The organism is Streptomyces sp. JB150 (assembly GCF_011193355.1).
In the GTDB taxonomy this organism is placed as follows: domain Bacteria; phylum Actinomycetota; class Actinomycetes; order Streptomycetales; family Streptomycetaceae; genus Streptomyces.
Genome location: NZ_CP049780.1, coordinates 3,895,684 through 3,915,179, shown reverse-complemented (window position 1 = coordinate 3,915,179; position 19,496 = coordinate 3,895,684). Strand labels below are relative to the sequence as shown.

The window sequence follows — 19,496 nt, the reverse complement described above, 5'->3', positions numbered from 1 at the left end:
AGGATTTAACGCAACAGGCTCAGGCGTCCTCGTTGCAATGAAGTCGACTGAACGCTACCCTGGGGACCCGACGCACCCGACGTACGGGCGAGCACGAAGGAGACCGCGATGCCGGGAGGCAGACTCACCCAGCAGGAACGCCAGCAGATCGCGCTGGGACTGGCCGACGGCCTCGCGTACGCGGAGATCGCCCGACGCCTCGACCGCCCCACCTCGACCATCACCCGCGAGGTGATGCGCAACGGCGGCCCCACCGCCTACCGCGCGGAGCTGGCCCACCGCACCGCCGAGCGCCGCGCCCAGCGCCGCCGGCAGGCGGCCGCGCCCCGCGGCCGGGAGGCGGCGCCGCAGGCCTACGGACGCGACGCGGAGGCCGTGCGCGAGTACGAGGAGACGCTGACCACCGTCTTCATGGCGCAGGGCACGCCCAAGATGATGGCCCGCGTGATGGCCTGCCTGTGCACCACCGACTCGGGCAGCCTCACCGCCGCCGAACTCGTCCAGCGGCTCCAGGTCAGCCCGGCGTCCGTCTCCAAGGCGGTCGCGTTCCTCGACAGTCAGGGGCTCGTCCGCCGCGAACGCGACGAACGCCGCCGGGACCGCTACGTCGTCGACGACGACGTCATGTACCAGTCGATGATCGCCAGCGCGCGCGGCACCGCCCAGGTCGCCGAGACCGCCCGGCAGGGCATCGGCGTCCTCGGCTCCGGCACCCCGGCCGCCACCCGGCTGGAGAACATCGCCCGCTTCCTGGAGTTCATCTCCGAGAGCATCACCCGCGCCGCGGACCAGGCGCGCGAGGTGCTCCACACGAAACCGGCCGAGTAGCCGGCCCGCCGGCCCGCGGGAAGGTCAGCCGGTGTCGCGCAGCCCGGTGGCCCGCCCCCGCGCGTCCCACACGACCTCTCGCACCCGCACCACCGCGTCCCGCTCCAGCGGCCCGTACACGTGCGGGAACCGGGTGCCCTCCGGCGCCCCGGGCGGCGGTGCGGGCGCCGCCTCCTCCCAGACGCACGGCGCCGACAGGCGGGTCTCGTCGAGGGACAGGACCAGCAGGGGCCGGGGCGCGGTGCGGTAGTAGGCGTTCACGACGGCCAGGGTGACTCGCTCGTCGGGCGAGCAGTGCACGAAGCCGTCCTCGGCGAGGGAGGCGGGGGCGTACGGGCGTCCGGGATCGGCGGCCCAGTCCGCGGCGGGGACGACATGCTGGATCACCGCTCGTTCATATCCCGGCGACGGGCCCGGACACGGCCTGGCGGCGGCCCGGAGACGCCCCGTACCCCCGCGCCGCCCGCTGACCGGACACCGACACCGCCTACAAGAACCCGCGGCGGTGCGTGGAGCGGATCCGGGAGCTGGTGGTGTCGGCGGCCCACGCGCACCTGCCGGTGGGCCACGCGCCCTAGGCGTGTCTCACCGATCGGCGCGGGTCCGGAGCCGGTCGCCCCGGACCCGCGCGGCCTCACGTCCCGTACGGCACGGCCTACTTGGCGTTGATCAGCTCGTGCGGCGGAACCGTCACCGTGCGGGCGCCGGGCTTGCCGCCCAGGACGACCTTGCGGAGCGCCACGTTGTTGTCGAGGTTGGTCTCCTTCAGGCGCTTCTCCGGGTTGGCGATGACCTGGATGTAGTAGGTGCCGTTCGGCAGGTCGGTGATGTCGAAGGACTGGCCCGGCCGGTACTGGGTGTAGGTGTCGCCGGAGCCGACGTCCAGCACCTCACGCACGGAGATCGAGTTCTGCTGGCCGCACGCGGTCGACAGGTCCGTGTTGTACGGGTGCCAGTTGGCGTTCTTCACCGTGTAGTCGATCGCGTCGGTGTTGGCGAGGCAGAACGCCTCCTTGCCGCTGCGGACCTCCTTGGTCTGGTCCGCGCTCAGCAGCCGGTAGCTGGCGAAGTCGGTGAAGTGCCAGTGCTCGTGGCCGATGCGCGGGTCCCACTCCATGGTGCCGGTGGGGGTGTAGCCGACCTGCTTGCCGTTCGCGTCGTAGAAGTACTGGTACGCGTCCATCAGGTCCTTGCCGGGGCTGCGGAAGCCGTCCACGACGAGCGGGGCGGGGCCCGCGTTCCAGACGTTGGCGCTGAAGGCGAGGTAGTCCTTGCCCGGCACGTCGCCGTCCTCGCCGTCGGTGATGGCGATGTCCCAGGCGGGCAGCGAACGCAGGTCCGGCTTGGGCACGTTCGCGGGAACGCCCGCGCGGCCGGTGGGCCGCTTGGCGTTCGGCTTCAGCGCGGGCGCGATGCGGGAGCCGTCGGTGTGCCCGGGTCCGTCGCCCAGGTGGTGGGCGCGGCCCCGGTCCGCCAGGGCGTGGGAGAGGGCGGGCGGGGTGGGCGCGTCGGCGCCGCGGGGGCCGTAGTGGTGCCCGGCGGCGTGCCCCGTGCCGTGCCCGGCGCCGTGGCCCGTGCCGTGCCCGGCTCCGTGGTGGGCCCCGGACTTGCCGGCGGCGGCGCCCTGCCCGCCGCCCCCGCCGGTCTCGCGCACGGTGAGCTTGATGGTGGGCCGGTCGTCAGGGATGGAGAACAGGTCCCGGTACTTCTTGGCGACCCGTACCTCGGCCGTGTACTCGCCGGCCGGCAGGTCCACCGGCTCGTCGTAGTCGACCGTGCTGGTGTTGGACGCCCAGCCCTTCTCCACCCCCCACACCGAGCCGAGGGTGAACGGGTTGGCCGGGCAGCTCTCCGGGTAGTGCGAGGTGGCCGGGGCGTCCGGGCGGATGCGGCCGGAGGCGTTGTTCGGGCAGAAGGTGCCCTTGCTCTTCGCCACCTCGGTCCCGGCGGCGTCGGTGACCGACACCTCCAGGAAGCCGGGCAGGCCGGTGAAGTCCTTCACCAGCCCGGCGGGCAGCGTCCTCGTCGTCGTGCTCGTGCCGTCGCGCAGCACCTGCCGGGCGACGACGGGATCCTTGTACGACTTCCTGGTGACCCGGAACTCCAGCGGCGCGCCGTCCACCGAGAGGTACGTTCCCAGGTCCAGGTAGACCCCCGGCTCGCCCTCCCAGCGGTCGAGCGTGACGGCGTTCGACGCGGCGATCAGTGTGAGCTTCGGCTTGCCGGGTGTGCTCGCCTTGCCGTCCCCGGCACCGGGTGCGGCCCCGGCTCCGGTGACGACGACGGTGAGCGCCGCCCCCGCCGCGAGTGCGCCCCGCTTGAGGCGCGTGGTGTGGTGCTGACTGGTCATCGGGTTCCTCGTCTGCGAGTGCCGCCGGTCGAGCGGCATCGGACCGGACAGCCCACGACCCGGCCCCTCATGCGGACGCACCCCACGCGCCCCGGCCGGACCCGTGAGCACCCTGTGAGAGCGGTGAATCAGTGGTGCGGGTTGCCTGTCGTCCCCACATCGCCGGGACGCGGCCCGCCGCGGGGCTCCTCACCGGCGGTTGGGCACCCCGCGCCGTAGTCGAGCCGGCGGGCGGTCTCCACGAGGGAGTCGATCGGATCCGGCCGGCGGGGGCGCGCACGGTGACACAAGGGGCGCAGAAGTCGTACGTACCCATTCGCCACGGTTCGCCACCCCTTCCGCAGGTTAGAAATATCTACCAGCATGAGCACCCCTGCTCCGGACCCCGGAGGTGCGTGATGCGAGGCGCCCAGAGACGGGCCGAGGAATGGCTGGCCGCGGCGGCGACGGACCCGCGAGCCTGCAAACGCCAGTGGGCCGGGGAGACCGGCATAGCCATGCTGGCCTGCGGCCGGTTCTGGGACGTGCTGACCGTCCCCGAGGACCTGGGCGTGCTGGCCCTGGACGCCCTGCTGTGCATCCCGCAGACGCCCGGCCCCGCGCTCGCCGACACCGGCTCCCGCCGCGTCGGCTTCTTCCTGCCGCCGGACCCGCACGGCCGCTGGATCGGCCCCGACATCCGGTACGCGGGCCGCGGCTCCTGGATCGCCGTCCCCGCGCCCCACCGCGCGGCGGGCCGGCTGCGCTGGCTCGTCCCGCCCGACGGCAGCGGCGCCCTCTTCGTCCCCGCCGCCGTCGAACTCGCCCTGCAGCAGGCCCTCGGGACCCTCGCCGCCCTGGCCGACGCCCGCGACGGGCGCTGCCCGGTCTGCGGCGGCGGCCGCACGACGACCGCACAGCCGGCGGGCGGCGGCGCCGCACCGGTCCGACGGCGGCGGTGAGGGTCCCTACGGGAAACGGATCGTCCTGCCATGCCGGGGCAACGCGCCCCCGCCCACCGGCGGTGCGCCCGCCGCACCGCATGCCCCGCAACGGATGAGACGGGGTCCCCCGAACGGGGCCATGCGGTTATCCGACAAAGGACGCGACGATCGGGTGATATCGCCCGGCGTCCGGCTCAGTTGGTGAAGTACAGGTACTTCCAGGAGCCGTACGTCGTCGAGTTCACGTTGTCACCGGAGGAGCCGTTGACGTACACCGACCGCATCCGGGCCTTGATGCCGGACTCGCCGGGGGCCTCCAGGGACACCGCGGACCTGCCGTCGGAGCCGACCGGGAAGTACTCGTGGCCGGCGTCGTACCACTTGCCGTCGAACCGCACCTGGAGGTCGAAGCGCTGCTGGCGGCCCGGGTAGTACGTCATCGTCGTGGTGAGCAGCGGGTCGGTGCTCTTGCGGAACCAGTAGTACGTGGTCGAGCCGATCGCGGCCTTCTTGTAGTGCCGGGAGACGGCCGTGGAGACGTGGACCTTCGCGTAGGCGGTGACCTTCGTCGTCTTCGGCTTGTACCGGGCGTCGCCCTTGAAGACGGCGGAGACGACGGTGTCCCGCTTCATGTCGACGACCGCGGAAACGTTGCCGCTGGAGTTCACGGTGGCCGTCTTGATCAGCTTGTTCGGCTTGTCGGAGCCGTAGGGGTTGGCCCAGATCTCGACCGTGCGGTTCTTGTACGTCGTCCCCAGGTGCGCGGTGAAGGTGACGTCCTTGCCGTAGCCGTAGACCTTGCCGTTGTTGTTCAGCGTCAGCGTGGTCGAGGCGCGGGAGACGTCCACCGTGTCCGACGCGGTCGCCGCCGTGTGCTCGGCGTCGCCCGCGTACGCCACCTTGTAGGTGACGGTGCCGCCGGCCGGCGGGGTGTCGGCGAAGGAGTACGAGCCGTCCGCCTTCACGGTGACCGCGGGCAGCGCCTTGCCGCCCGGGCTCTCCAGGTCGGTGCGGGTGACCTTCAGCTGCGCGCCCGCGGGCAGCGGCAGCGACGCCGACAGCCTGCCGGTGACCGTGAGCGGCTTGGCCCGGGTCGCGGTGGCCGGGGCGTTCACCGTGAGCGTGGGGACGCTCTTGACCGGGTCGGTGAGCGGCTTCAGGGTGTACGTGCCGTTCGACTGCACCAGGGCGAACAGCCGGGAGGCGTTCGGCGCCCAGGCGACCTGGACGTCGGCCCCGTTGCCGCCCACGGTGTAGGTGCGCACCGGCGTGACGGTGTTCGGCCGCAGCACCGAGACCTGGTCGCTGTACATCTGCGCGACCAGCCCGCTCGCCGAGACGTCGCCCTGCCAGGCCACCGGGTAGTCGCCGGCGTCGGTGAACTGGCCGCCCGCGTAGGAGAACCGCTTGCGCGCGTTGACCAGCACCTCGGCGGCGTCGCCCGGGACCAGGTCGAGGTCGCCGGCCCAGTAGCTCTTGGACCCGTAGTAGGCGAGCGGCCGCGGCGTGGCGCCGGAGACGTCGAGGACGCCCATCTCGCTGCCGGTGTCCGACCCGACCTCGGCGTACGCCAGCACGCCCGGCTTGCTCGGGTCGGAGTCGACGAGCAGGTCGCGGAAGCCGGTCAGGCCCTCCGGGAGCTGGTCGAGGGTCACCGGGTCGGTGCCGCCCGCCGGGTCCGCGGCGAGGTCCACCGAGCCGAGCCGGGTGTCCCACGGGTCACCGTGGCCGAACCACACCTTGCCGCCCGCGACGGCCAGCCGGCGCGGGCCCTCGGTGGTCCGCACGGCGTAACGGGCCGTCACGTCGAGCGTGGCCGCGTCGAGGACGACGATCTCGTGGCTGCCCGCCGCCGAGGCGTACAGGGTCGTGCCGTCGTCCGAGAGCGCCAGGTCGGCGACCGCGCCGATGCCGTCGACCGAGTCGACGACCGTACCGGCGTAGTCGGCGGCCAGGATCCTGCCCGCAGTGCTGTCACCGACGAACACCCGCCGCAGGGTGTCGGAGGCGACGAAGCCGCCGGGCGAGGCCACGGTGGCCGTGGCCGCCGACGCCGGAGCGGCCACGGCGACGCTCAGGGCCGCCGAGCCGAGAAGGACCGCGAACGCCGTCGCGGCCGAGATGCTGCGCGTACGCACAGGTGATGAACCCCCACGAGGAGACCCGGCGCGTGCCGGGCGGATGAGAGCGCCGCGCAACGCCCGGTCGGCACCTGCTGTCGCCTTCGCGGGGCGCGGCTGCCGGGGCAGCGTATGGCATGGCAGTGACAGCCCGGGAGGGGGTTTTCCCGCAGGGGTGGGGACGGTGCCATGAGTGATGGGGACGGTGCCATCCCGAAGACACGTCTACTCCATGCGGACGATCCGCCACTCCCCGCCCTGCCGCGTCAGCAGGAACTGCGTGTAGCCCAACGGGTTGGCCGGCAGGTCACCGGCATGCGGGGCTCGCCCTCGCGGGGGTGGACGTGCTCGTCGGTCAGCTCGGTGGCGGCGATGTCCGCGTGTGCGCGGGAGGTGAGCGGGCGGGCCAGGGCGGCGACCCCGGAGGGGCAGTCGGCCGCGCCGTGCCGGCCGGCCAGGGCGGTGGCGGCGGGCCTGGTCAGCAGGGCACAGGCGGTCCGGCCGTCGCCGCGCCCGAGCGCGTGGAGGAAGTCGTCGGCGGTGCGGGCCACGGCGGCCTGCTCGGCCCGGTCCTTCTCGCCGGCCGGGAGGCCGACGAAGACGTGTAAGAGGGTGAAGCCGAGCACCACGACGCCTGTGGCCGCCCATCCCTCCCAGCGCGTTCCCATGGCCGGGCATACGGTCCGCCCGCCCGGCGGTGTCCTCCGTTCGGGTGATCCGGCATGCGGGGCCGCGTGGGGAGGCCTTCACTGGAGGGAGAGCCGCACTCCGCACTCTCCGGGAGGCAGCATGGCCGGTCACCGCAGGAGCTGGGCCGCGCTCGCGGCGACGGCGGCGGCCTCGGTGCTCGCCCTCACCGGCTGCGCCGACGAGGACAGCCCCGAGCGCAAGGTCCGCGACGCCGCGTCGGCGGTCGAGTCGGCCGCGTCACAGGCCGGGGAGGCCCTGGAGTCGGCGACGGCGGAGGCGGGCCGGCGGTTCGACGACATCGCGGGCGGCGTCGACGCCAAGGGGGACGTAACCCTGGGCCGGACCGCCACCGACCGCGACGGCCGGACCACGGTCGGGGTGACCGTGCGGAACACCGTGGACGCGGCCAGGTCCTTCGCCGTCCAGGTCGCCTTCACCGACCGGGACGGCAACATCCTCGACACCGTCGTCACCACCGTCCGCGACGTGCCGGCCGGGGGCGAGCGCTCCGCGAGCGCCCGCAGCAACCGGGACCTGAGCGGCGGCGTGAAGGCCGAGGTGGAGCGCGCCGTGCGCTACTGATCCACCGGCCCGTACGACAGGACCCCCCGGGCGGCTCCATGGCGGCACCATGACCGACACTCCCCGGCGCCCTTCACCGAGCAGGACTGCGCCGCCCGGATGCACCGCGCCGCCCGCGAGGCGGCCCTCGTCGGGCTGTCCGGGCTGCTCGTCACGCCCGGCCCCGACCTGGTGTGGATGTGTGGCTACCGGCCTCCGGCGGTCACCGAGCGCCTCACGCTGCTCGTCCTCGCCGCGGACTCCGAGCCGTATCTGCTGGTCGGCCCCGGAACGCGGCGAAGCGCCGGGCGCGGGGGTCGTGCGGATCACCGCGTGGCAGGACGGGCAGGACGCGTACGCGGCGGCGGCCGGCCTGCTGCGCGCCCATGGCCGGTACGGCGTCTCGGACGGGACCTGGGCCGTGCACCTGCTGGGCCCGCAGGCCGCGCTGCCGCTCAGCAGCTACCGCCCGCTGAGCACCGCGCTGCCGCTGCTGCGCGCGGTGAAGGACGAGCGGGAGCCGGCCCGGCTCGCGGCGGCCGGGGCACCGTGGTCGGGTCGGGTCGGGTCCGAACGGCGCCGACCCGCACCACGTGGCGGGCGACCGGCGGATCGAGGACGGCGACATGGTGGTCCTCGACTTCGGCGGCCTGAAGGACGGCTACGGCTGCGACACCACCCGCACCGTGCACGTCGGCGAGCCCACCGCCGAGGAGCGGGCCGTGCACGAGGTGGTGCGGGCCGCGCAGCAGGCCGCGTTCGAGGCGGTGAAGCCCACAGTGCCGTGCGAGGAGATCGACCGGGCGGCCCGCGCGGTGATCACCGACACCGGTACGGCGCGTACTTCACGCACCGCACCGGGCACGGCATCGGCGTCTCCACGCGCGCACCGCCCCACCTCGTCGAGGGCGAGCACGACCCGCTGGCTCCCGGGATGTGCTTCTCCCTTGAGCCCGGCGTCTACCTGCCGGGCCGCTTCCGCGTGCGCGTCGAGGACATCGTGAGCTGCGGGCAGGACGGCGGGCGGCGGCTGAACACGGCCTCGCGCGAGCTGGCCGTGGTCGGCTGACGCCCGGAGCCGGACCGGCGGGTCAGCCGAGCCAGACGGTGGTGTCCGGCGGCAGCACCCCTGGGTCCTCCAGAGGGGTACTGCCGATCAGCAGCTCGCCGGGCGGCAGCGGCACCGGCTCGCCGGACAGGTTGGCCAGGCACCGCCAGCCGTCCGTGCGGGCGAACGCCAGCACGCCCTCGGGAACGTCCTCCAGCCAGGTCAGCTCCTCGCCCTGCAGCAGCTTGCGGCGCAGCTTCAGCGCGCTGCGGTACAGCTCCAGGGTGGAGCCCTCCACCCCGTCCTGCGCCTCGACGGCGTAGCGCGCGAAGGACTCCGGCTGCGGCAGCCAGGCGCCGCCGGATCCGAAGCCGTACGACGGTCCGGTGGTGGTCCACGGCAGCGGCACCCGGCAGCCGTCGCGGCCCTTGCGGACATGGCCGGTCTGTTCCCAGATCGGGTCCTGGAGGACCGCGGTGGGCAGGTCGGCGACCTCCGGCAGGCCCAGCTCCTCGCCCTGGTAGAGGTACGACGAGCCGGGCAGCGCCAGCATCAGCAGGGTGGCGGCGCGGGCGCGGCGCAGCCCGGCGGCGGTGTCGACGGCCGGGGCGTGGCCGCCGGACAGCAGCCAGGCGTCGACGTCGGTGCCGGGCGGCAGCATCAGCCGGGTGGCGTGCCGTACGACGTCGTGGTTGGACAGCACCCAGGTGGCGGACGCCCCGGCGGCGCGGGCGTCGGCGAGCGAGGCGGTGATGACGTGGCGCAGCTCGGCGGCGTCCCAGCGGGTCTTCAGGTACTCGAAGTTGAAGGCCTGGCCGAGTTCGTCCGGCCGGGCGTACAGCACCCGGCGCGGGCCGGGCACCCACGCCTCGGCGACGGCCATGCGGGGCGGGGTGTAGGCGTCGAGGATCTTGCGCCAGTCGCGGTAGATCTCGTGGACCTCGTCGCGGTCGAAGAACGGGTGGGTGCCGGGCGGGAGGTGGGCGAGGGACTCCTCGTCGCTCAGCTCGGGCGATCCGAGGTCGCGCAGCGGGTCGTCGAGGTCCTTGGCGAGGGCGTGCGCCACATCGATACGGAAGCCGTCGACGCCCCGGTCGGACCAGAACCGCAGGGTGGTGCGGAAGTCGGCGCGGACCTCCTCGTTCTGCCAGTTCAGGTCGGGCTGTTCGGGGGCGAACAGGTGCAGGTACCACTGCCCGTCGGCCACGCGCTGCCAGGCGCTGCCGCCGAACACGGACTGCCAGTCGGTGGGCGGCAGTTCACCGTGCGGGCCGCGCCCGTCGCGGAACACGTACCGGTCGCGGGCCGCCGAGCCGGGTCCGGCGCGCAGCGCCTCCTGGAACCAGACGTGCTGGTGGGAGGTGTGGTTGGGGACGAGGTCGACGATGACCTTCAGACCGAGCCGGTGGGCCTCGGCGGCCATCGCGGCGAAGTCGTCGAGGGTGCCGAGGCGGGGGTCGACGTCCCGGTAGTCGGCGACGTCGTAGCCGCCGTCGGCGAGTTCGGAGGGGTAGAAGGGGGACAGCCACAGGGCGTCGACGCCGAGCGCGGCGAGATGGGTGAGCCGCTGGGTGATGCCTTTGAGGTCGCCGAGTCCGTCACCGTCGGCGTCGGCGAAGCTGCGGGGATAGACCTGGTAGATGACGGCCTGGCGCCACCAGTCGGGGTTCCTGGAGGAGAGGTCGGGCACGCGGCCTCCTTCTCGGCATTACGGGTGTTGCGGGTGACAGGGAGATGACTGTCCACATCGCCGGAAAAGCGAACATTCCTTGCGCCGCCCCGCAGGTAACGCCACGTCAGGGGCGGTCAGCAGTTTGTCAGGGGAATTGACAGCCTTCCCGGTGCGCCCGAACATGTGCTCGTGCTGTGCCGCGTGTGACCAGTGAGCACGGCGTTTCCACGACCACTTCCGGGGGGCTCCTTCGCCGGCCTCCCGCACCCATGCACACCCAGATGGGAACCACATGTCCATAGCGAGACGTGTCACCGCGCGACGCCTGCTGGGGACGGGCGCCGCGGCCCTCGCCCTCTCCGCCGCCTCCGTCACCTGCGCCCCGGGCGCCTGGGCGCACGGCACGCCGGGCGGCGACGGCTGGAAGCACGGCGGCCAGTACCAGCCCGGCACGGGCGCCGGTACGGAGACCGCCACCGACCGCTGCCAGTTCTCCCTCGACGGCGCGAACTTCTTCGACTCCGTCAAGGTCGACGACCAGAACCTGAAGCCGAGCGCCGACGGCAAGGTGCACATCACGGTCCGCGCCGCCGCCGACGCGGCCACCTGCACCGCCTCCCTGGCCTCCTACCTCGCCCACGGGCCGACGTTCGCCACCTCCGGCGAGCAGGTCTTCGTCGACTTCGACACGGTGACGGTCAAGCCGGGCGCCACCGACACCCTCGACATCGCGGTCCCGGACGCCGGCTGCTTCGCGCAGATCGACCTCTACCGCGGCGCCGTGAAGTACGACGGCAAGCTGGACGCCAACGACGGCTTCGAGCACGGTGAGCTGCCCAAGGGCCCGGACCGCCCGGTCATCAAGGACAAGCTGATCGCGGCCTGGAACGGCGGCACGAAGGACTGCACGACCGAGACCCCGGCCCCGTCGGAGCCCGCCCCGTCCGCCTCCGAGCCGGCCCCGGAGACCTCCGCGCCCGCCCCGCAGACCTCGTCCCCGGCCGAGCCGTCCGGCCCGGCCGAGGAGACCTCTCCGGAGGCCTCCGCCCCGGCGGAGCCGGAGTCGTCGAGCCCGGCCGCCACGGCCCCCGCCGCCACGCCGAACGGCGGCAGCGGCGAGGACCTCGCGGAGACCGGCGCCTCCAGCGCCACCACCCCGATCGCGATCGGCGCCGCCGCGCTGCTGGCCGCCGGCGCGGGCTTCGTCGTGGTGTCCCGCCGCCGCCGCGCCACCCGCTCCTGACCGAGCCCCCCGTCTGACGAGGCCGCCCGCCACCCCCCGCGGGCGGCCTCGTCGTCTGCGCGGGGCGCATGGCTGAGGGGCCCGGACAGCACCGCTGGGGCACGCATACCGCCCGGGCGGTGAACACCTCGACGGCGGCCTCCTCGCTTCAGCCGTCGCACCGCCTACGGAAGGAGTGGCATCGGCAGAGCGCGGCCGTAGAGCTCATCGAGACCGATCAGCAAAACGCCACCTCGTTCCGCCTCGGCCCGCAAGGAGTCACTGAAGCCTGCCGCGCTGAAGCACGCCAGCCCGCACGCGGTCGTGTCCATGCCCCGCTCACCCAGAACGTCCCGGGCCCTGGCAAGCCGCTCCAGGTGGCTCAGCCCCATGACGGTCCCCCACTTGGCCTCTCCGAGCAGGGCCACCGAAGGCCTGGTCCCGCCGGATCCTGACTCGACCACCGCCACGTCCACCTGGTACTGGCGACGCGCCTTCGGGTCGGTCACCACGCCGCTCCCGACCTGCCCCAGGGACGTACCCAGCAGCGATCGGCCTGGCCCGAGCACGTACTCGCGGCACACGGCCTCGAAATGCGGTCCTGCCACCTGCGCCGCGAACCGCTCGGCCGACTGGGCCCACACCTCGGACGCCTGACCGCTCTCCAGCCGTGCCCAGGCGGGACGCATGACGGCCTCATAAAAGTTGATCAACGGTTCGGTGATCCGGTACCGCGACTTGCCCGCCCGGAACACGTCCATCTCACGTGCAAGGAGATGACTGTCCTCAAGGACGTTGAGCGGATGGGAGATGTCGACGGACTTACGGCCGATGTAGCCGGCGATGCCCCCGCGCGTGGTGTTCCCCTGCGCCACCGCTGCGAGAACCGAATGGTAGAGCGCTGTGTCCCGGATGTCCGTCTCTTCGGCAAGCAGGTAGCGCGCCTCCCGGAAGAGCGGGCTGAACGGTGAGAGGACCGTACGGCAGATCCACTCGTCGAACTCATGCAGATCAGCGGGAACATCGTCCGCCAGGAACTGGCGGCGGTACGCGGGCGTGCCTCCGACCACGGCATGGAGCCTGGCCGCGAGCGCCGGTTCGGCGGTGACGCCCCAGAAGTCCGCAGCAGCCCGGTATCCGAAGGGCCGGACGACGAGTTCGAGCTGCGCCCGCCCGCGCAGCGGTGCGGTACTGGCCAGCAGCCCGCCCATCACAGACATCGCCGAGCCGCAGAGCAGCAGCCGCATGCGGCTCTCCTCCACCTGACAGCGGTCGATCTCGCGCTGGACGATCGAGGGAAGCTCAGGGGATACCTTCACCAGGTAGGAGAATTCGTCGATGACCGCGAGGAACGGCCCGTCGCCCCGGTCGGGGGCGGCCAGACCGAAGAGGTACGTCACCGCGTCGTCCCACGTGGAGAAGGCGAAGGGGGCGGGGGAGCCGACGTGCTCGGCCAGCGCCGCGCTGAACTGCCGTAGTGACTCCGCCTCGGTCGCCGCAGTCGCCCCGAAGTAGAAGCCGCCGCACTGCTCGACGAGCGCCCGCAGGAGGTAGGTCTTGCCCATGCGCCGCCTGCCGCTGACGATCCCGAGCTTGGCATGGGGCAGGGGCCTGTGGACAAAAGCGGTCAGCCTGTCCCATTCGGCGGCCCGGTCGAAAACACGCGAGGGCTTGCCCGGCCCTGTCTGACGTCGCACCGACGCCTCCCTCTTTGACTGTAGCCCTTAGGGATGTAGTCCTTAGGGATGTAGTCCTTATTGCTGTTCAGACGCATCACTACTCAGGAAGCTGCCTACGGTGAGCCCCAGGCCGGCCAGACCGATGAACGTCGCCCCACCCGCCATGAGCGCATCCTTGACGCGCCCCTCGATCTCCTGACCATGCCCGATCTCCCAAAACAGAGCCGCGACTGCACCACCGAAAACCAGAGCACCGAGCAGGATGATCGCCACCCACACCCCTCTCAGCCCCCCGCCACCGCCACCCATGAGCATCCCCTCCACCACGCAGCGCCTGCCACTTGTTAAGGAAGGAGCGTAGCCCGCCCCGCTAACACTCTCAACCATTTACGGCTGATAGCCTCGATGCGCAATCACGATGGGTGAATCGCCGCAGAAACTGCGACCGGGAAGGCCACCATGTCCCTCAACGATGTCCTGGCTGAGGAAGTGCGGCGCCTCACGGTCGAGATCGAGCGGGACCTGCGGAAGCGGGCTCCAGCCGACCCGGCCACCGAGAAGCTGCGGGACGCGTACCGGACGGCCAGGGAGCGCGGTCTTACCTCTGCGACCTGGCACTCATGGCTGGACATGCAGCTCAGTCGGACTGCGACGGCATGGGTGATCACGACAGCGGTGATCCGGTTCTGCGAGGACAACAGGCTCCTCGACCTGCCCTTCGCCACGGATACGAGCGACGCGTCGGCCGGCGAGCTGCTCGCCCACGCCGTCGACCGCCTCTGCGCTCACCCCGCGGTGGCGGCGACGTTCGACAGGAGGACCCATCCGCTGTGGCGCATGACCCCCAGCGAGGAGGCTTGTGCAGCACTCCTGTCCTTCTGGCGCCGGCGAACGCCGGAAGGTGCCCTCCTCCACGACTTCACCGACTCCGCACGTTCCACGGAGATTCTGGCGGATCTCTACTCGGTGATCAGCGAGCGCGCACGAACGGTCCACGGCCAGGTGTCCACCCCCCACTTCGTGGTGAGCCTGATCCACCGGCTCGCCCTCGATCCGGCCTTGGCCGAGCACGCGTCCGACGTGGTGGGGCTGTCCCGCTTCCGGATCATCGACCCGGCCTGCGGCTCCGGCACGTTCTTGCTCGACGCGTACGAGCGGTTGTACCACCGGTGGACCGAGGCCAGGCCGACCATGAGCCCGTGGCAACGGGCGGCGAGGGCTCTGCGATCGGTGCACGGGTGCGACATCGACCCCATCGTGGTCAGCCTGGCACGCTTCCGTCTGCTGATCGCCGCGATGAACAGTGCCGGGGAGCCGCGACTCCAGAACGTTCCGGACCTGCCACTGGTGGTGGCGACAGGGGACGCCCTCCTTCACGGGCGTGCCGATCCACCCGCCCCGGCGAAGGCAGGGTCCGACCCCGCGGACGATGTCGAGACGTACGCCGCACATCACCGGCTCCTGCGCCCCGCCTCCTACCACGTGGTGACGACGAGTCCGCCGTACCTGACGGTCAAGGACAAGTCGCTGTTCGCGACCTACCGCGAGCTGTACGAGAGTTGCAGCGGGCCTTACCCCCTCTCGGTCCCGTTCACGGAACTCGCCTTCGGTCTGGCTCGGACGGGGGGCCGTGTCGGCCTTCTGACATCCAACTCGTTCATGAAGCGAGAATTCGGGCGAAACCTCATCGAACGCGTACTGGCTCGCGTGGAGATTTCGCACGTCATCGACGCGTCCGGGGCGTACATCCCAGGACACGGCACGCCCACGGCCATCCTTGTGGGGCGCAACCGTGCGCCCGACCCTCACGTGCCCGTTCACATGGTTGTGGGCCGTCAGGGTGAGCCGGCCGTGCCGGTGGTGCCCGCCGAAGGACTGGTCTGGCGGTCTCTGCGCGAGCTGACATTCACCACCGGGACCGCCCACCCGTGGGCCGAGTCCTACCTTCAGGACCGCGGGCAGCTGAGCGTCTTCCCTTGGAGCCTCACCCCGTCGGCGGCCAGAGACGTGCTGAGCCGTATGGAGCTCGGCGGTCGGCTCGGTGAACGAGTGATCCGCATCGGATATGCCGCCAACACCGGATCCGACGATCTGTTCTGCGCTACGGCCGGTGCCTTCAGTCGCAGCGGGGCCGAGGCGTCCGCCACCGTCCCCGTGCTGACCGGCTCCGAGGTGCGCGACTGGTCCGCGACCCCGGCCCTCATGGCGTTCAGACCACGCACAGAGAACGATCAGGAACCCGTCGACCTGCGGCTGCTGCCCGGTCACCACCGGCGTCTGTGGCCATATCGGACGGTGCTGCGGAACAGGCAGGGGGCGAAGAAAACAGCTTCCTGGTACGACTGGCACCAGATCACATCGGGTCGGGGCACACATCCGTGGTCCATCGTCTTCCCATGGGTGGCCACGCACCCTCACTTCAGCCTGCTCCGCGGATCCGCCGTTCCGCTCACCTCGGCTCCAGTGATCAAGTTGTCGCCGAGTGACACCGAGCAGTCCCACCTCGCACTCCTCGGTGCCCTCAACAGTTCGGCAGCGTGTTTCTGGCTCAAGCAGATGAGTCAGAGCAAGGGGCAGCCCCGTATCGACCAGCTCCGGGGCGGCGAGCCCTGGGAGAAAATCTACGAGTTCACCTCCACCCGACTCCTCGACCTGCCGCTTCCTTCCGCCTTCCCGATCGACGAAGCGAGGGAACTGGATCGTCTGGCAGCCGAGTCGAGGACCGTCCTGCAGGAGATCTCCGACCCCAGCACGCGCATCACCGAGGAGTTGCTCGCCTCGGCTCAGCGTCGATGGTCCAGGATCAGATCCCGGATGATTGCGGTCCAGGAGGAGCTGGACTGGAAGGTGTACGCCTCGTACGGGCTTGTCTCCCACGGGGAAGAACTGCTTGCCGCCCCGCAAGACCTGCCCGGGATCGCCCTCGGTGAGCGAGCCTTCGAGATCGCACTGGCGAGGTCGATCGCTGCGGGTGAGGCGCAGACGGAATGGTTCCGCCGCCATGGTTCGGAACCTGTGCCCGAGGTCCCCGAGCACTGGCCCGAGGCTTACCGGGATGTGGTGAAGCGCCGCCTGAGCGCCATACAGGAGAACCCCTCGCTGTCACTGCTGGAGCAGCCCGAGTACAAGCGCCGTTGGAATGCTCCGTCGTGGGACGCCGTCATCCGCGAGGTCCTACGCGGACGACTGCTTGAGTATTGTGAGTCGCCCCGGCTGTGGTGGGAGGACTCCTCCGAAGGGCGCCGCCCCGTCACCCGCACGATTCGCGGACTTGCTGAACTGCTGGGCAAGGACGACGCCGTCATGGAGCTGGTGGCACAGTACGCGCCCCGCATGAGTGTGTCCGACGTACTGCTGCAGTTGCTCGCCGACGAGCATGTGCCGCAGGCAGCTCCTCTCCTGTACAGGGCGACGGGCCTGCACAAGCGGGCGGCATGGGAGGAACTGTGGGTGGTGCAGCGCCTGGAGGACAGACGAGGAGCGGTCGACCACGACGCCGACCGGGAGCTGCCACCGCGCTTCACGTCCACGGACTTCTTCAGGCCGTCCTACTGGCGGCTACGCGGCAAGTTCGACGTCCCGAGCGAGCGGTTCATCTCGTTCGGGTCATCCGTCTCGCCGCTGTCTCCCACGACGCCGATCGGCTGGGCCGGCTGGACCGCTCACGAGCGAGCCGAGGCAATCCTGGCTCTCCTGGACAGCGAGTCCCACACCCGATCACATCGTCCCGAGTCCGCTCTTCCGCTGCTCAGGGCGCTGGCGGACCTACTCCCCCGGGCCACGCCCGACGGCGACGGCGATGTCCCCGGCCCGCTGTCGGACGAAGGCGCCTTGAGGCAGGTCTATAAGGAACACGTCCTCCGCCGGGGCCTCTCGCTCGAGCACGTCAGGTCCTGGCGTCCGCCCGCGCCGAGACGTGGCAGGCCCCGCAGGGACGGCTAGAACACGGGCCTGTCCTGGAACCTCTCCACCGTCTCCAGCCACAACCGCACGTACCGCTCCGCGTCCACGTCCAGGCCCACGTCGACCAGGGCGGGCGCGCGGCCCTCGCCGTGGAGTTCGGACTCGCCGGGGCGGGGGCGGCGGTCGACGACGGTCTGGCCGCGGGCGGGGCCGGGGGCGAGGCACACCTCGACCGGGAGCGGGCGGGTGGTGAGACCGGGCGGGTCGGCGACCGCGCAGACGGCGCCCGCGTCGCCGAGGCCGCCGCCCGGGTCCTCGGGGTCCGCGTCCGGAGTGGCGGGGCGGTGGGCGAGGAGGTCGCCGGCGAGGCGGGTGCCGGGGTCGGCGCTCGCGCGCAGGCGGGCGATGTCCCGGCCGGGGACGACGACCCGGGTGAACACGTCGAGGCCGTACATCGTGACCGGCACCCCGGCGGTGAGCAGGACCGCCGCCGCCTCCGGATCGTGCCAGACGTTGAACTCGGCGACCGCCGTGGCGTTCCCGCAGGCCACCGCGCCGCCCATGAACACGATCCGCTCGATGTCGCGCACCACGCCGGGATGGGTGCGCAGCAGCAGGGCGATGTTGGTGAGGGGCGCGGTGGGGATCAGCGTGACCGGGCGCGGCGAGGCGAGGATCTCGCGGCGCAGCAGGGTCACCGCGTCCGTGTCGGCCGGCGTGCGGGTGGGGGCGGGCAGTCCGAGGTCGCCCATCCCGTCCTCGCCGTGCACGTGCCGGGCCGAGCGCGGCGGCTCGACCAGCGGCCGTTCGGCGCCCCGTGCCACCGGGATCTCGGGCGCGCCGGCCTGCTCCAGCACGGTGAGCGTGTTGCGGACGACGCCGTCCACGTCGGTGTTCCCGGCGACGCAGGTCACGGCGCGCAGGTCGAGCCCCGGGTGCCGGACGGCGAACAGCAGGGCCAGCGCGTCGTCGACGCCGGTGTCGCAGTCGATGATCACGGGGATGGGCTGACCGGTCACAGGGCACTCACTCCTTCCCGTCCGCGTCGACCCTATGCCGCGTCCCACAGTCCGGCACCGCGCGCGGCGACCCGCGCGGCCACCCGGCGCAGCAGCTCGCCGACGGGCAGTGGGCCGGGCCGCCGGCCGTCGCGCAGGCGTACGGCGGCCAGGTCGCCGTACGCCTCACGGGCGCCGGTCACCACCTGGTACGGCACGAGGCGCGCCGCCCGGATCCGTGCGCCGAGGCTGCCGTCGGCCGGGCCGCTCAGCTCGGCCCGCAGGCCCAGCCGCAGCGCCCGGTCCACCACGTCCCGTGCGTGTTCCTGCTGCGCCTCGGAGACCGGCAGCACCACCAGCTGCACGGGCGCGAGCCACGGCGGGAAGGCGCCGCCGTGCTCCTCCATCAGGTGCGCCACGGCCCGCTCGACGCTGCCGATGACGCTGCGGTGCACCATGACCGGCCGGTGCCGGGCGCCGTCGGGGCCGGTGTAGTGCAGGCCGAAGCGTTCGGGCTGGTGGAAGTCGATCTGGACGGTGGACAGGGTGGCCTCGCGGCCGGCCCGGTCCACCACCTGGACGTCGATCTTCGGGCCGTAGAAGGCGGCCTCGCCCTCGGCCTCCTCGTACTCCACCCCGGCGCCGTCCAGCACCTCCCGCAGCAGCCCGGTCGCCCGCCGCCACAGCTCCGCCCCGGCCACGTACTTGCCGCCCTCGCCGGGCAGCGACAGCCGGTGGCGGGCGGCGCGGATGCCGAGGTCGGCGTAGGCGCGGGAGATCAGGCCGAGCGCGGCGCGGGCCTCGTCGGCGGCCTGGTCGAGGGTGCAGAAGATGTGCGCGTCGTTGAGGGTGATGGAGCGTACGCGGGTCAGGCCGCCCAGCACCCCGGACGGCTCGGAGCGGTACATGCCGCCCAGCTCGGCCAGGCGCAGCGGCAGGTCGCGGTGGCTGCGGGAGCGGGAGCGGTAGATCAGGGCGTGGTGCGGGCACAGGCTGGGGCGCAGCACGACGTCCTCCGAGCCGAGCCGCATCGGCGGGAACATGTCGTCGCGGTAGTGGTCCCAGTGGCCGGAGATCTCGTACAGCTCGCGTTTGCCGAGGACCGGCGAGTACACGTGCCGGTAGCCGGCGGCCCGCTCGGCGTCCCGGACGTACTCCTCCAGGGCGTGCCGGACGACGGCCCCGTCGGGCAGCCAGTACGGCAGGCCGGCGCCCATCAGCGGATCGGTGCCGAAGATGCCCAGCTCGCGGCCGAGGCGGCGGTGGTCGTGCGAGGGGGTCACGGGGGTCTCCTTCCGGTACGGAGCGAGACCCGCGGGGCACGGCGAAGCCCCGGGGCGCTCGCCCCGGGGCTGCGGACTTGGTCAGCTGTCAGCGCGCCGGGACGGTCTCCGGCGTCGTCGTGCGGGACACGAGGGCGCGCTGCATGGCGAGGACGGTAGCGGGGGGTGGGGTGGGGGTGCGAATGGTTTTCCGGGGCCGGGGTTTTGGGGGCCGGGTTC

General features: G+C 72.3%; 13 protein-coding genes and 2 pseudogenes. 6 read left to right on the top strand and 9 right to left on the bottom strand.

Going from position 1 to position 19,496, the window contains the following annotated elements; translation table 11 throughout:
* Window positions 1-108 precede the first annotated feature (108 nt).
* On the top strand, window positions 109-828 hold the full coding sequence (locus G7Z13_RS18275) for a helix-turn-helix domain-containing protein (RefSeq protein WP_166000662.1): 720 nt from the start codon (window positions 109-111) through the stop codon (window positions 826-828).
* Between the two features lie 24 nt (window positions 829-852).
* Here G7Z13_RS18275 and G7Z13_RS18270 read toward each other — a convergent pair whose 3' ends face one another.
* Window positions 853-1,215 carry a DUF952 domain-containing protein gene (locus G7Z13_RS18270; protein WP_166000659.1) on the bottom strand — a complete coding sequence of 121 codons (363 nt, stop codon included), beginning with the start codon at window positions 1,213-1,215 and terminating at the stop codon, window positions 853-855.
* Window positions 1,216-1,483: 268 nt separating this feature from the next.
* A complete protein-coding gene (locus tag G7Z13_RS18265; protein ID WP_166000657.1) occupies window positions 1,484-3,178 on the bottom strand; it encodes a lysyl oxidase family protein in 1,695 nt (564 codons plus the stop codon).
* 398 nt (window positions 3,179-3,576) lie between these two features.
* Between G7Z13_RS18265 and G7Z13_RS18260 the strand changes: the two genes are divergently transcribed.
* On the top strand, window positions 3,577-4,119 hold the full coding sequence (locus G7Z13_RS18260) for a hypothetical protein (RefSeq protein ID WP_240926259.1): 543 nt from the start codon (window positions 3,577-3,579) through the stop codon (window positions 4,117-4,119).
* A 176-nt stretch (window positions 4,120-4,295) separates the two neighbouring features.
* On the opposite strand, the gene G7Z13_RS18255 is transcribed toward G7Z13_RS18260, so the two are convergent.
* Together G7Z13_RS18255 and G7Z13_RS18250 are read right to left on the bottom strand one after the other, a co-directional pair.
* Window positions 4,296-6,239 carry an Ig-like domain repeat protein gene (locus tag G7Z13_RS18255; RefSeq protein ID WP_166000655.1) on the bottom strand — a complete coding sequence of 648 codons (1,944 nt, stop codon included), beginning with the start codon at window positions 6,237-6,239 and terminating at the stop codon, window positions 4,296-4,298.
* A 248-nt stretch (window positions 6,240-6,487) separates the two neighbouring features.
* Complete coding sequence (locus tag G7Z13_RS18250) at window positions 6,488-6,889, bottom strand: hypothetical protein (protein WP_166000654.1); 402 nt, start codon at window positions 6,887-6,889, stop codon at window positions 6,488-6,490.
* 121 nt (window positions 6,890-7,010) lie between these two features.
* Here G7Z13_RS18250 and G7Z13_RS18245 point away from each other — a divergent pair, with 121 nt between their 5' ends.
* Together G7Z13_RS18245 and G7Z13_RS18240 are read left to right on the top strand one after the other, a co-directional pair.
* The gene (locus tag G7Z13_RS18245; protein WP_166000652.1) at window positions 7,011-7,493 is read left to right on the top strand and encodes an FxLYD domain-containing protein; all 483 of its coding nucleotides are present in this window, start codon (window positions 7,011-7,013) and stop codon (window positions 7,491-7,493) included.
* A gap of 99 nt (window positions 7,494-7,592) precedes the next feature.
* Window positions 7,593-8,541, top strand: a pseudogene (locus G7Z13_RS18240) (M24 family metallopeptidase).
* A 22-nt stretch (window positions 8,542-8,563) separates the two neighbouring features.
* Here G7Z13_RS18240 and G7Z13_RS18235 read toward each other — a convergent pair.
* Entirely contained in the window at window positions 8,564-10,210 is a 1,647-nt protein-coding gene (locus tag G7Z13_RS18235) for a glycoside hydrolase family 13 protein (RefSeq protein WP_166000650.1), read from the bottom strand.
* Between the two features lie 274 nt (window positions 10,211-10,484).
* On the opposite strand from G7Z13_RS18235, the gene G7Z13_RS18230 reads away from it, so the two are divergent.
* Entirely contained in the window at window positions 10,485-11,435 is a 951-nt protein-coding gene (locus tag G7Z13_RS18230; protein ID WP_166000648.1) for an LAETG motif-containing sortase-dependent surface protein, read from the top strand.
* Window positions 11,436-11,599: 164 nt separating this feature from the next.
* Here the strand turns inward: G7Z13_RS18230 and G7Z13_RS18225 are convergent, their stop codons facing one another.
* Both G7Z13_RS18225 and G7Z13_RS18220 read right to left on the bottom strand, forming a co-directional pair.
* Window positions 11,600-13,111: an ATP-binding protein gene (locus G7Z13_RS18225; protein ID WP_166000646.1), complete on the bottom strand. Its 1,512-nt coding sequence runs from the start codon at window positions 13,109-13,111 to the stop codon at window positions 11,600-11,602.
* A gap of 57 nt (window positions 13,112-13,168) precedes the next feature.
* On the bottom strand, window positions 13,169-13,366 hold the full coding sequence (locus G7Z13_RS18220; RefSeq protein ID WP_166000644.1) for a hypothetical protein: 198 nt from the start codon (window positions 13,364-13,366) through the stop codon (window positions 13,169-13,171).
* A gap of 186 nt (window positions 13,367-13,552) precedes the next feature.
* Here G7Z13_RS18220 and pglX point away from each other — a divergent pair, with 186 nt between their 5' ends.
* Window positions 13,553-17,035 carry a BREX-2 system adenine-specific DNA-methyltransferase PglX gene (gene pglX / locus G7Z13_RS18215; protein ID WP_166000642.1) on the top strand — a complete coding sequence of 1,161 codons (3,483 nt, stop codon included), beginning with the start codon at window positions 13,553-13,555 and terminating at the stop codon, window positions 17,033-17,035.
* On the opposite strand, the gene G7Z13_RS18210 is transcribed toward pglX, so the two are convergent.
* Both G7Z13_RS18210 and thrS read right to left on the bottom strand, forming a co-directional pair.
* Window positions 17,032-18,015 (bottom strand): nucleoside hydrolase, encoded by a 984-nt coding sequence (locus G7Z13_RS18210; protein ID WP_166000640.1) that lies wholly within the window; start codon window positions 18,013-18,015, stop codon window positions 17,032-17,034. The two genes, pglX and G7Z13_RS18210, sit on opposite strands and share 4 nt — an antisense overlap.
* A 32-nt stretch (window positions 18,016-18,047) precedes the next feature.
* Window positions 18,048-19,292 (bottom strand): annotated as a pseudogene (gene thrS, locus G7Z13_RS18205) (threonine--tRNA ligase); the annotation flags it as partial.
* Between the last annotated feature and the right edge of the window lie 204 nt (window positions 19,293-19,496).

Bases quoted from the DNA above. Each gene is read 5' to 3' on its own strand.
- G7Z13_RS18275 (WP_166000662.1), top strand. From the start codon at position 109: ATGCCGGGAGGCAGACTCACCCAGCAGGAACGCCAGCAGATCGCGCTG.
- G7Z13_RS18265 (WP_166000657.1), bottom strand. From the start codon at position 3,178: ATGACCAGTCAGCACCACACCACGCGCCTCAAGCGGGGCGCACTCGCG.
- G7Z13_RS18260 (WP_240926259.1), top strand. From the start codon at position 3,577: ATGCGAGGCGCCCAGAGACGGGCCGAGGAATGGCTGGCCGCGGCGGCG.
- G7Z13_RS18250 (WP_166000654.1), bottom strand. From the start codon at position 6,889: ATGGGAACGCGCTGGGAGGGATGGGCGGCCACAGGCGTCGTGGTGCTC.
- G7Z13_RS18245 (WP_166000652.1), top strand. From the start codon at position 7,011: ATGGCCGGTCACCGCAGGAGCTGGGCCGCGCTCGCGGCGACGGCGGCG.
- G7Z13_RS18230 (WP_166000648.1), top strand. From the start codon at position 10,485: ATGTCCATAGCGAGACGTGTCACCGCGCGACGCCTGCTGGGGACGGGC.
- pglX (WP_166000642.1), top strand. From the start codon at position 13,553: ATGTCCCTCAACGATGTCCTGGCTGAGGAAGTGCGGCGCCTCACGGTC.